Source organism: Pseudomonas sp. B23(2017) (assembly GCF_002113725.1).
Classification (GTDB): domain Bacteria; phylum Pseudomonadota; class Gammaproteobacteria; order Pseudomonadales; family Pseudomonadaceae; genus Aquipseudomonas; species Aquipseudomonas putida_Z.
The window spans coordinates 276,184-288,342 of the sequence record NZ_NEJM01000004.1 but is presented as its reverse complement, the minus strand read 5'-3'; the positions used below and the strand labels follow the sequence as shown (position 1 = coordinate 288,342).

Sequence of the window (12,159 nt, the reverse complement as noted above, 5' to 3'; positions counted from 1 at the left end):
TCAATTCCCTTCCCGGACGAGTGAGGTAGCCAAGGCACTGGCAGTGCCGAGCCGGGAAGGGGGAGGTGCCGAGGGGGCGATGGCGTCGAGCGGGGCCTTGAACGCTTGTGCCGCATGCTTCGCGAGGTTTTCGGTGCCCTGCAGGGCGGAAGGTAGCGTCAGCGCTGCAGCCGGGCCTGAAAAGTCCTTTCTCAGGTTGCCGAAATAGCTGCCGGCTACCCATGGGTCGGCTGGGTCTTTCTCGAAATCAACGGCTGTGGGGCCCGGGCTTACAGCTGCTACCGCCGCAAATCCTTGTTCGTCCAGCGTGCCTTTGAGCACCTGGCCCAGCGCGTCCTCTACCTGGTACCCGGAGCCTTTCAAGGGGCGGTTGTTGGCGTAGTTGCGGAATAGGTCGAGGTTGCCTTTGTCGGTTTTGGGAGCGTCCGGGAACGTGGCCGTCTGGCTTTGTGCACCTTTGTAGATGAAGTCAGTCGCGTGCGCGGTGTACTGGCCAGCGGTGGCATGCAGGATTCCCCCTGCGGTGTAGGTGGTACTGCTGCCGCCCCCCTGGATGACCAGTTCCTCCTTGGCGCTGAGGGTGATGCGTTCGGCGGTGACGCTGACCTTGAGCTTGGCCAGCAGGTTGATGTTGTCCTTGAGCGCCTTCAGGTCGATGTCGCCGGTGGCCGCGACCAGTCGCCAGCCCATGCTCTGGACGAACTGGCGTACCCCTCGGCTGGCACTGATCAGCAGGCGCTTGCCGATGGCCAGGCTGGTGTGGCCACCCGTGCTCAGGCCCAGGTGTTCGCCGCTGGCGATGTGGGTGGATTCCGGGGTGGTGGTCGCGATGCCGGTCGGGCTGGCGAGCACCAGCTGCGGGTCGGCCAGTTCCGGAAACCGGTTGGCTTCAGGGTTGCCGCCGTAGCCGCAGATGGCGTCGTGCTGTGCCTTGAGCGCTTCACCGACCTCATCCTGATCGCCACCTTCCTGGGCCAGGTGGTCGCGGGCGACCCTGGCGAAGGTGGTGTGGTACTGCTGTGCGGTCTGCAGGCGTTCGGCGGTTTCGGCCAGGTCGGTGTGGTGCTGGACGGCGCGGGCGCGCAGTTCGGTGGTCAGCAGCAGGCCGCCGCCTGCGCGGATCACCCCGTGGGTATCGGTGCGCAGCTCGAAACCTTGCCCACGGGGCTGGCCACCGAAGTGACGCGGATGGGTCAGGTAACCCAGGTGCAGCGCGGTGTGGTCGTGGTCACTCATCAGCGCCGCGCTGATCTGCCCGGTGGTGTCGTCCAGGCGTAGTTCGTTATGCCGCTTGCCGTGGTGCTCCTTGCTGCGGATCGGGCTCAACGCCTTGAACTCGGGTAGGCGATACGGCGGGCGGTTGACGATGTGGTAGCTACGCCCGGTGATCATCGGTTGGTCAGGGTCGCCGTCGAGGAAACTGACCACCACTTCCTGGCCAATGCGGGGTATGGCCATATGGCCCCAGGTGGCACCGGCCCAGGCCTGGGTCACCCGCACCCAGCACGAGCTCTTGTCGTCGTCCTGGCCCAGGCGGTCCCAGGGGAACTGCACGCGCACGCGGCCGTGCTCGTCGCAGTAGATTTCCTCGCCGGGCGGGCCGACCACCTTGGCCATCTGCGGGCCGTCGATCACGGGCTTGGGGCACGCAGGGGCATGCCATTCGGCCCGGGCTGGAATCAAGGTGGCGGTGAGGGTGTAGGAGGTGCCGACTTCGGCTTCGGCAGCATCCTCTTCCAGCGCTGTGAACTGCTGCCCCTTGTGCGTGATCTGCATCGGCCGCCAGAGGATGTTCATGTCCTCACGGGCATGGCCGGCCAGCTGGAAGGCAATGCCCGGCTGCAGGCGCGCGTCGTCGCCTTTGACCTGGGCCACCCGGGCATCGCCGAACAAGGCGTTGATACGGGTCTGGGTAAACGGCTTGCCGGCGTTGTCGTGCTTGTAGCGGCCGGGGTAGTCGTAGCGCTCGTACTCGTTGCCCTGGTTGCCCATGTCCCTGGGGTACAGGGTGTGTTCCAGGTTGTAGCGCGGGTGGGTGAAGGTGTAGTCGCGCTGGACCTGGATACTGGTGCGTACCTGCTCGCGATAGCGGAAGTCATGCAGGCAGGGCTGGCGCGCCATGCCACCCCGGTTGGCCACGTACAACACCGGGTCGCCTTCCAGGCTGCCGAACTGGCTGATCTGGTCCGCCTGGACCACGCCATGGCTGCCTTGGCTGTGCTCGAAGATCGAGATCAGGCCTTCTTCTGCCGATAGCCGCCAGAAGAAATTCAGGTCCAGATCACCGGCCTGTACGCAGAACTCACGCGTCTGGTGCGGGTTGACCAGGTACTGGGTCAGCGTTCCCCACCGGCGCTCGCGGAACAGCTCCTCGAGCAACTGCGGCACGGGGCGGTGCTGGAAGATGCGCCAGTCCGACTGCAGGCCGGCGCGGGCCAGCTGCGGTTCGACAATGGCGCGGTAGCGGGTGCGGCGGTGGCCGGTCTTGCCCTGTTCAAAGCTGCTGATCAGGCCATGCACGTGACGCACCGGTTGCTCCTGCTGCCAGATGGTCAGCAGCGCGGGGTGGTCGAGCAGGGTAGCGAAGTCGGCATCGTCGGCGAAACTCACCAGTTCGACTTCCAGGCGATACAACTGGCTGACGCCTTCGGTCAGCTCGAATGACACGACATCAAACTGAATGGCTTCGTCGGCTGCGGTACTGAAGGTAAAGCGCACATCATTCAGGTTGCTCATGCGTACTCCTGCGGTTCGTCCCATCGGGCAGGTTCATGAAACCGGACGCGTCCTAGGACGCGAGGCATTAGTTGTGCTCACGACCGTAATGAGGAATCCGTTCCTGGTCGTGAAAGTTGCTTCCTAAAAATTTGTAGGAAGTTTCGCTAAATGCAGGATCTATCTTGTTTCGGACAAAGTTTTACTTGCTGCGCCCATCGGCACAGTGACTGTTGCGTCATGTCAGTTCGAAGTTGTCGAGTTCATGGCTGCAGCATCGCCTGCAGTGATGCCAGTACTTGCTGGGTAATGCCGTCAAGTTTGGTGGCGAAGTAGAAATACAGGCCTGTGCAGAACACGCCCATCACGGCCCAGGGCGTCCACCAGGGCAGTTGGCGGTTCATGCGGTAATGCCGGGGCGCGACATTGGCCAGAGGGTCGGTCAGGGGTTGCGATTCGGCTTCGGGGCCATGCAGTTCAACGATCCGGTCATGGACCCGCTTGAGCCAGGCGGCCAGTTGCTCATCGCCATTGGTCTGGTTGGCGTACTTGCCGCGGTAGCCCAGTGCCAGGCACCAGAACAGGAACACAAACAGGTCGTAGCGCTGTTCGGGGGCGTCCAGCAAGCGTCCGAGCACGCTGAAGAATTTCTCGCCGCCCCAGGTTTCCTGATGGATGGCGCTGAGCAAGGACTGGGCTTTCCAGGACGAGTCGCGCCCCCAGGACGTAGTCATCACGGCTTCATCGACCACGCAACACAAGCAGTAGGAAAACACCACGCGGTCGCCGTCGTCGCAGTGTTCAAGCTGGCGTACCTGCTCGACCATGCCGTGGATCATGTTCTTGACGTGGGCATGCAACTGTTCGACGTGGTCATAGTGTTCGGTGCCTTCCAGGCGGATGACCAGGCCGAACAGGGGAGAGGCGATGTCGAAGAGGGGGAATGTGGTGTTCGAGCGGGTGTCGAACCCCAGCGCGTCGACATGAGGGAACAGTTCGCTGAGTGGGGGAGCGGTGCGGGCGTCTACCCGGGTGTTCTCGAAGTCTTTCTCGGGCGCGTTGTTCATGAGCGGACCTCCTGGTCACATCACCGGCTGCCGCCCGGTCCGGGCGGGCCATAGCTGGCGGGTTGCGTTGGCGGTGTTGATGATCTGCAGTTGATGGAAGGAGTTGCTGTTGGCGTACAACGTCATGAAGTGGGACAGCACGTTGCCGAACAGCTGCACCTCACCCTCGCATTCGAAGCCGGCAGGGTCGATGTGCAGGGTGGTGCGCATGCCCCGAACCGGCACGCCCTTGACCAGCCAATCGCAGGGCTCGTTGTCCACCTGTCTGATGGCGTCGAGGCGCTGGGTGGTATTGCGCTCCTGCTGCAGGTCATGGGCGGCGACAAAGTCGTAAACCCGCAGTACGGCGGCGAGGGTTGCAGGAGAAGACAGCGACAGGTTGTTCAGCGCAAGGTTGGAGACCAGCGCCCAGTGGCGCTCACCTTGGCCACCGCTCTGCAGCATCGGCGGGTAGCTGCGGGTGGGGCGGGTGAGGTTGCGATAGGTGACGAACGAGGGGGTGTCCTGGGTGGTCACATCGACTTCGCCAACCCTGAGCTGCTGCGCAAGGGGCCCGTTGCTGCAGGTAAGGTCGATGTTCAGTTCTTCGTGCAGGCCAAGGTAGGGCGCAAGGTTGTGATGCACCAGGCGTATCCTGTGTTGCACCTTGTCATTGACGGGTTCCTGCTCGATGTCCAGCTTGTAGTAGCGGGCGGGCGTCGGCTCGGCCAACGGGAAGTCGCGGTCCAGGGCCTCGAAGGGTTTGAAGTCCTGTACGTGATCGTTGGATTTCTGGCGTTGGCTGCTGACTCGATCAATGCTGAAAATTTCACCTTTCTTGCCGCCCTGGCGCCCCATTCGCACGCTTTCACACAGCGCCTGCCCATTCAACGGGATGGGCTCTGCCGTACAACTGAACAGGTTGATGGCAGGGATGCAGTTGAGCAGGATCGTTGTCTGGTCGATCTGTATGTCGGGCGGGAGGGGCGCACTGAAACCGAACTCCAGCTGGATATCAGTGGCCGCCTCGTCAGGCCAGTAGCTGCCGAGCCCGTCAATGCGAAACCCATGAAAGCGCTCCGGGAAGCAGAAGAATTCGTGCAGGATGCGGTAGCCATCCATCTGCTCGCCGGGGCTGGGCAGCAGCGCTTCGTTTGCCTCGAAACCGACGAAGGCCACTGAGGGTGGTAGCGCAAAGCGGTGCTGGCCGATATGCAGATCAAGCTTGTTCAGGTGCCGCGCCAGCCACTGGTAGAGGGTGAGTGCATTGCGTTTACTGCCAGCCAGATGAAACCGCAGCTGGTCGCACTTCATCTGCCGCAGCGGCTGCTCGGACAAGGCGCCCAGGTCGATGCGCACTACCGGTGCTTCGGCACTGGGTTGCGTGGTGATGCTGCGAATTTCCAGTGGCGCGATAGCCAGGTCCGCGCAGGTGCGGAACTCGCAGCTCACGCCGTCAACGGCTCGGCTGAACACAGGGGTGCCTTTGGGCAGCACCTGGGTCTCGCTCAGCGCGTGGTCGACAGGCTGGAACTGCATCAGTGTCATGCTCGGCAGCGGACGCAGAAAATTGGGGTAGAGCAGCTGCAGCAACGGGTGGGTCAGCTCGGGCAGATGGTCTTCGATCTTCATGACCAGGCGAGCGGTCAGGAAGGCGAAGTGTTCCATCAGGTACTCGCTGGCCGGGTCCGAGGCGGTGCGACCGAGGACAGGCGCCAGACGCGGGTCGTCCTCGACAAAGTCGTCACCCAATTCCCGTAGGGTCTGCTGCTCCTGCATGAACCAGTCTTTGAACTTCATGTTTATCGCGTTGGACGCTCTATCTGGTGGCATGTGCCGGGGTTGATGAAAAGTGTGCATGGCTTATTTGTAGGAAAGTTCCCACAAGTTGATGGGTTGTTAACTTTCCTGGAGTAAGTGCTTTTTTATTTCATAATTCAGGAAAGTCACCGGCGTCTGCAAGAAAAGTGTTAGCTGGTATTTCTTGCTTGATATCATTGAATAGTGTTTTTCAATGCTGCTACTGTTTTTGCTAGTGTGCACTGTGAGGTGCCTTAAATCATTCGGATATGCAGTCGGTAAGGTTTGCCGCTATGAAAGTGAACAAGGACAGTCTGCTGCGCGGTGTATCGCTGGTGCAGCGTCAGGCAATGCCGGTAGTTGTTGGTGTGGTACTGCTCGGCGTTGCTGCCGCAGTGGTCTGGCTATGGTGGTTGGGGCCTGAATGGCGTTGGCGTGAGCAGCAACCGTTGGTTGACCTGCCGGTGCGGATTGCGGCAACCGTGCTGCTGGTGATGCTGCCATTGCTGGCATGGAGCGCGTGGGTGCATCGGCGCAACCGCTCGATCGTACGCGAACAGCAACGGCAGCGGCGCGAGGTGGAAGACCCGTGCCTGGTGTATCTGCAGGCCCAGCAGCGCTCCCTCGACAGCAGCCTGGCCCGCTTGCGCGACAGCCAAGGTGGCCGCGGGCACCGTTACGATGTGCCGTGGTACCTCATCCTTGGCGAACAGAATGCGGGCAAGTCGAGCTTCGTCAGCCGTTCGGATCAGCGTTTTGCACTCGCCCGCACCGATGGCGCCACCCAGCGGGCCAGTACGGATCCGGACCTGGCTTTTGGCATCGACTGGTGGGTAGGTGACGACGCGGTGCTGATCGATCCGCCGGGCGAGTTCATCAGCCAGCCTGAGCGCCCGGCGTATGTGGTCAAGCCCATCAAGGAGGAGGGGGGCGAAAACAACACCCTGCCAGTTGTGCAGGAGGCGGCACTGAAAGGGAGAGAGCTGGCCGAGCCCACAGGCCTGCCGGCTGGCGTCGAGCGACGCCTGTGGCGGCACATGATTGGCTGGCTTGCCCAGAACCGCAGCCGACGGCCACTCAATGGCGTGGTCTTGCTGGTGGATATGGTCAACCTGTTCGGGCGATCGGCGAAGGCGCGACGTGACCTGGCCTTGATGCTGCGCGCGCGCCTGACGGAGCTGGGCGGTGAGCTGGGTACGCGCTTGCCGCTGTACGTGGTGATGAGCAAGTTCGACTTGCTGGACGGTTTCGAGGAACTGTTCGCCGCGCTCCCGGCCCGTGAGCGGGAAGAGGTGCAGGGCTTTACCTTCACGCTGGGTTCGGTAAAGGACTTCGATGCCTGGCTGCAGGAGCTGGAGGGAGCCTATCAGGGCTTCCTGGGGCGCCTCGGCAGGCATCTGATGAGCGCTACCGTGGAAGCGCCTGGCAGCACGGGCAAGAGCGCCTGCTCGCTGCTTCGGGAGCTGAGCGGGGCGCAGGAGATGTTGCTGAATTTCCTTGGTGATGTACTGGTCAGTGACCGCTACAGCAGCCCACCCCTGGTGCGTGGCCTGTACTTTTCCTCGGTCTACCAGCGAGGCGAAGTGCGCAACCTGCTGGCGGATGCTTCTGCCCGCGCCTTTGCCTTCGCTGCCCCGGCTTTGTCGACCAAGCCGCAAGGCACCTCCGTGGTGTATTTCGCGCAGCGGCTGTTGCAACGCGTGGTCTACCCCGAGGCCGGCCTGGCGGGCGACAACCGCAAGGTCGCCCGGCGCAAGGGCCGCCTGTTGAAGGGCGGCGCCGTGGCGGCGAGTGTGTGCGGGTTGGCCATGGCCGGTGGTTGGGCGTACTTCTACAGCGTCAACCGTGACAAGGCGGAGCAGGTGCTGGAGAAAAGCCTTGCGTTCAGCAACACCAGCACGGACGCCAAGGATGATTTGACCGGGCGCAGCCTGCTGCTGCCGTTGAATGAGATCCGTGATGCCGTGAGCCTGTACGGCGATTATCGCTCTGGTTGGAGCGTGTTCACGGATATGGGGCTGTACCAGGGCAAAGCCATTGGCCCGCAAGTGGACCAGGCGTACCTGAGTGCCCTGGCCCAGCGCTTTCTACCGGTGATTGCGGGCGGCGTGGCAGCGTCTGTCATGCAAGCTGCCCCCGGTAGCGACGAGCAGTTGGCGGCATTGCGCGTGTATCGCATGATCGAGGATCGTGGTAATCGTCGGGCGGAGATGGTCGAGCAATGGATGGCTCGCGAGTGGCAAAGGGCGTATCCGGGCCAGGGCCAGCTGCAGGCCGCGCTGATGCGCCACCTCAGGTACGCTTTGGCCTACGCAGATGTCGAGCTGCCGGAGTATCGGAAAGTCGTTGCCCAAGCGCAGCAGCAGCTGCGCAAGCTGCCGCTGGCCGAGCGTGTCTACATCGGCTTGAGGCAGCAGGCTCGGGAGCAATTGCACGGTGAGCTGGATTTGCGCAACGAGATCGGCCCAGCGTTCGATATCGTCTACAGGCCACTGGCCGAGCGCGATCACCAGGCGGCCGTAGACGCCAATTTGTCCCTGCCACCTTTGCTGACGGCGACGGGCTTTCGCGACTATTTCGACCAGCATAGCCAGAACGTGGCCGACCTCGCCCTGGTCGATCAGTGGGTGCTAGGGGAGCGGCGTAGCCTCGACTACTCCGACATGGACCGCCAGGCCCTGGCGGAGCGTCTGCGAGCCCTGTACAGCGCCGACTACATCGACAGTTGGCGGCGTGTGCTGAACCAGTTTTCGGTTGCCGAATTCAGCGATCTTGCGCATGCCTTGGGTGTTCTGGAACAAGTCAGCGGCCCGACAGCGCCGATACGCCGGCTGCTGGAAACCGTGCGCAGCAATACGCTGATCTATCCGCAGGCCGCGGACAGCGAGAAGGAGTCGAAAGCCGATCCGCAGGTTCGCATGCAGGCCATGGGCATCTATCGGTCTTTCGCGGGGCTTTCGGGGATGCTCGACGTGCGGGGTGACAAACCGTCCTACCATGACGAAACACTCCAGGCGATCAGCGCTGTACACGACTACCTGAAGGCGGTGCAGGACAGCCCTGACCGGGGCAAGGCCGCCCTGGCGCTAGTGTTGAGCCGTTTTTCGGAAACGGCGCCCGACCCCATTCGCAACCTGCAGCGCATTGCCACGGGCCTGCCGGAACCCCTCAATCGGCATGTTCGCCAGCTGGCGGAGCAGACTTCGCAGGTGCTGATGGTCATGGCGTTACGGGAGCTGGAGCAGCGTTGGGATGCCGAGGTTTACAGCGTCTACCAGGAGCGACTGGCCTCACGCTATCCCATCGACCCGGCCGGGCCGGATGTGTCGCTCAAGGATTTTGAAGCCTTCTTTGGTCCGCAAGGCCAGCTCAAGCGCTTCCAGGACCAGTACCTTGCGGTGTTTCTCGAAGACAACCTCGATGCGCTGTACTCCCGTGCGGATGAAGGTTACCTGGTCCGCCCCGAAGTCATGGTGCAGCTCAAGCAGGCTGAAGCCATACGCAACGCGTTTTTCGACAATCGCGGGGAATTGAACGTGAGCTTTGGCCTGGAGCCTCTGGCGATCAGCGGTGGCTTGCGCGGCAGTGTCTTCGACCTGGATGGGCAGCTGCATGCGTTTGCGGACCGGGCCAAGGAGCCGATCGGCATGACCTGGCCGGGCCCTGCCGGGGAGAGTGGGCATAGCCGTGTCACCCTGGTGCAGGTTGCGGGTACCACTGTCAGCCTGGGCTATCACGGCCCCTGGTCGCTCTACCGCCTGCTCAGCCGCGGTGGGCTGAATGCCCGTACATCCACCAGTATCGATCTCGGTTTCATGATTGCCGGCGATACGGCGCGCTACAAGGTTCACACCACGGGCGCAAACAACCCCTTCACCCGCCCGCTCTTTGCAGGGTTCGCCCTGCCGCAGCGGTTGTTGCGTGACAGCCCGGCCAGCGAGGTGGCCGGGCGATAGGGCACGGCGCAGGCCACCCAAGAATCCCGATACCAGTGGCCTGGGTCGGTATTCGTTGTCTGTTTGTTCCGGTGCCTGGTCCGGCCTTCACAGGATGCTTTTTTTTTATTGGACGGATCATTTGTCACGGCGGTATTCACTGTCTTGCCTGAGTTCAACGGCGTTGTTCTCGAAGTGAACGTGTACGGTATGGTTGTAACCGCGTGCCTGGATGCGGACTGCATCTTTCCAGCGGCCCTTGGGGTTATCGCCCAGGCGAGCAACGACGGCGATGTAGCGGGTGCGCTCGTTGATTTCTTCGTGTTCGATGAACTTGAACTGGCCAGGGGTCAGACGGTAGTCATCGACGCTGATCAGCGTGGTGCCCAGTGCTTTATCCAGGTCTTCTTCGACTTGCTCATAAGTGGCATCCAGCAACAAGGAATCGTCCCGGAGTTGAAGTACCTTGAAAACGATGGATGACGGGGCTTGGTGTTGTGGTTGCAGGTCGAGTTCCTCAGGTAAAGCAGTTTGGGGCGTTGCGTAACTGGCCAATGCCGCAGGCGCCTTCGGCCCGACGATGGCTTGCTCGCCCTCGACAGAAGTGGGGTAGTTGCGGTGCAGCTGCTCCGCCAGTGAGCTCAGCTTGTCAGTCAGCTCGACAGGACTTGTGGCGCTGAGGTTGGCCGCCAGCTGTTCCGGGTGGTCATGCAGCGGTACGTGTGTGCCTGAATCTGTCGGTTCGAGGCTGACAGGCGCAGGCGGGTCTGCGGCGTATAGGCTCAGCGCCAGGTGGCTGATGTCATTGTTGGGGCCACCGACTGGCAAAGCCGGATCCATCGCCACCTGGTAGATCTTGCTGATCGAAGTACAACCACTTATCGCCAGGCAGGCCAGTAGCAAACCTACAGGCTTGTTCATTGCACCTCCTTGCCGAAGATTTCGACTATGGCCGGGTCAACCCGGGCTTGTGCGGCCCTGTCCAGATACGCCAACGGATCAAGCTCATCCACGGGACCAGGCATTGAGGCCCGGAAAAATCCGGCGATATCCGTTATCGGTACGCCAAGTACCTGCAGCGGGCACATCTGCTGATCAACCCCCACCTCGGAGAGCGGGTCCCTGCGGGTATGCGGCTGCGGCTCTTCCTCGTCCTCGCCCAGGTGTATGGCAATCTGATAGTCACCCATCTGCAGTCTGTCGTTGTGCCTGAGGCGGACAGGCGTGCCCGAAAGCAACTGGGTGTCACTGCCATTCATGAAACTCTTGCCGCTGTGGTCAATGATGCAGAAATGGCCTTCATGCCAGCCGATTTCGCAGTGCACCGGCAGGATGCGAACGCCCCGATCATGCAGGCGCCAAGCACCTTGACTGCCGATGGAGCCGCCAGCCCGATCGAAGCGATGCCGCGGTTCGCTGCCGTGCAAGAGTTTTTCCGGGTTGAGGACGGTGAGCGTGACGCTGGGGGAGAGAACATTTGTACTCATGTGCGTACCGTGATGCGAACAGGGGGAGGTGTGGGGTCATTGCGGTTGGCGATGAAGCTTGTCCAACCGAGGTGGGTGCCTTGCTCGGCCCGTAGGCTGAAGGGTGGGGCTTGCTCGGCGCACATGCGTAACTCCAGGTCATAGGCCCCGACATCACGGAGCAGGAATTCCACCAGCCGCGCCAGCCTCTGGTAGTTGTCACCGCTGGGCAGGAATTCGCGGAACTGCTGCTGATCCAGGCCTGCGATCACAATGGTGAACTTGCTGCTGCGTGACTCGATGCTGTCGCCAACCAGGAAGTTGTTGCCGAGTTGGTAGTTTCTGGCGCCCAGGCAGTTGCGTTGGGAAGTGGGAATCGAGACGGTGCGCTTTTCGAATTCGCGGATGGCGACCTGCTGGAGGTCGAAGCAATGCGCGATCATGCCGGCTACCATGCCGGGGGAGCGGCTGCGGCTGGCGATCATTCCCACGAAACTGAGCAAGCGGCTCCAGGGTAGCGGCGTAGCGCCGCGTAGTGCTGAGTCGTCCAGGCCGATCAGGGCGAAGACATAGCGGGAGAAACCGTCCTTCGCGCCCGGTTGGAAGCGTACGTAGTAGCGGTACTTGCGCCACGCTTGATGGAGCAAGGTATGAAGGCGATGGTTGAAGAAATTGAGGAAAGCCGGGCGTAAACCGATGCCGTGTGCGTTTTCGTAGGCGATCTCGTCAAGGTAGTAAGTAGGCAGTGGCGAGTCTGTGCCATGCAGGCCCAGAAAACTTGCCTGGATGCGGTAGCGGTCGTCCTTCAAGCGATCGGCGCGCAACACATCGGCAACAGGGAAAGACAGGCTGGGGGACACTTCCAGCCGTAATCGGCGTCTCGTCTCTCGAGCAAGTGGGCGTTGTTCCAGATCGTCGTCGTGTACGTGATACAGCAATTCCAGTAGCTGGAAATAGGCGTACTGGTGGGCGCTTTCCAAAGCGATATCGACCTGGCCAGCGGCGTGCAAAACTACTGGTTTTTCCATGGTTGAGTCTCTTGCCGTAACTAACGGGTGCGAAGTGAATGCTGATCGTAGTCGATGGTTTCTGATTCAGGTCATTGTTTTCTCGTCTGAAAGTGGATATCGACCAATAAAAAGAACTTTCTGTAGGAAGTGTCTTTTTTTATTGGTGCGGGGCTGTTTATGTTGACTT

The 12,159-nt window shown here is 61.6% G+C and carries 7 protein-coding genes; 1 reads left to right on the top strand and 6 read right to left on the bottom strand.

Annotated elements, in window-relative coordinates:
* The 3 genes from CAG46_RS09225 to tssF all read right to left on the bottom strand — a co-directional run bounded on the left by CAG46_RS09225 (window position 1) and on the right by tssF (window position 5,561).
* Entirely contained in the window at window positions 1-2,736 is a 2,736-nt protein-coding gene (locus tag CAG46_RS09225) for a type VI secretion system Vgr family protein (protein ID WP_158090795.1), read from the bottom strand.
* Window positions 2,737-2,978: 242 nt separating this feature from the next.
* Window positions 2,979-3,782 carry a type IVB secretion system protein IcmH/DotU gene (icmH, locus tag CAG46_RS09220; RefSeq protein ID WP_085615282.1) on the bottom strand — a complete coding sequence of 268 codons (804 nt, stop codon included), beginning with the start codon at window positions 3,780-3,782 and terminating at the stop codon, window positions 2,979-2,981.
* 15 nt (window positions 3,783-3,797) lie between these two features.
* Window positions 3,798-5,561: a type VI secretion system baseplate subunit TssF gene (tssF, locus tag CAG46_RS09215; RefSeq protein ID WP_085615284.1), complete on the bottom strand. Its 1,764-nt coding sequence runs from the start codon at window positions 5,559-5,561 to the stop codon at window positions 3,798-3,800.
* Window positions 5,562-5,854: 293 nt separating this feature from the next.
* On the opposite strand from tssF, the gene tssM reads away from it, so the two are divergent.
* Entirely contained in the window at window positions 5,855-9,517 is a 3,663-nt protein-coding gene (gene tssM, locus CAG46_RS09210; RefSeq protein WP_256575066.1) for a type VI secretion system membrane subunit TssM, read from the top strand.
* 117 nt (window positions 9,518-9,634) lie between these two features.
* Here tssM and tssJ read toward each other — a convergent pair whose 3' ends face one another.
* The 3 genes from tssJ to tssG are packed head-to-tail and all read right to left on the bottom strand — an operon-like array spanning window position 9,635 to window position 11,990.
* A complete protein-coding gene (gene tssJ, locus CAG46_RS09205) occupies window positions 9,635-10,417 on the bottom strand; it encodes a type VI secretion system lipoprotein TssJ (RefSeq protein WP_085615286.1) in 783 nt (260 codons plus the stop codon).
* Complete coding sequence (locus CAG46_RS09200) at window positions 10,414-10,983, bottom strand: FHA domain-containing protein (protein WP_085615288.1); 570 nt, start codon at window positions 10,981-10,983, stop codon at window positions 10,414-10,416. The genes tssJ and CAG46_RS09200 overlap by 4 nt, the downstream gene beginning before the upstream one ends.
* Window positions 10,980-11,990, bottom strand: coding sequence for a type VI secretion system baseplate subunit TssG (gene tssG, locus CAG46_RS09195; protein WP_085615290.1), 1,011 nt, complete (start codon window positions 11,988-11,990; stop codon window positions 10,980-10,982). Before tssG ends, CAG46_RS09200 begins: the two co-directional genes overlap by 4 nt.
* Between the last annotated feature and the right edge of the window lie 169 nt (window positions 11,991-12,159).

Excerpts from the sequence above, each read along its gene's own strand:
- CAG46_RS09225 (WP_158090795.1), bottom strand. The coding sequence starts at position 2,736 with ATGAGCAACCTGAATGATGTGCGCTTTACCTTCAGTACCGCAGCCGAC.
- icmH (WP_085615282.1), bottom strand. The coding sequence starts at position 3,782 with ATGAACAACGCGCCCGAGAAAGACTTCGAGAACACCCGGGTAGACGCC.
- tssF (WP_085615284.1), bottom strand. The coding sequence starts at position 5,561 with ATGAAGTTCAAAGACTGGTTCATGCAGGAGCAGCAGACCCTACGGGAA.
- tssM (WP_256575066.1), top strand. The coding sequence starts at position 5,855 with ATGAAAGTGAACAAGGACAGTCTGCTGCGCGGTGTATCGCTGGTGCAG.
- tssJ (WP_085615286.1), bottom strand. The coding sequence starts at position 10,417 with ATGAACAAGCCTGTAGGTTTGCTACTGGCCTGCCTGGCGATAAGTGGT.
- CAG46_RS09200 (WP_085615288.1), bottom strand. The coding sequence starts at position 10,983 with ATGAGTACAAATGTTCTCTCCCCCAGCGTCACGCTCACCGTCCTCAAC.
- tssG (WP_085615290.1), bottom strand. The coding sequence starts at position 11,990 with ATGGAAAAACCAGTAGTTTTGCACGCCGCTGGCCAGGTCGATATCGCT.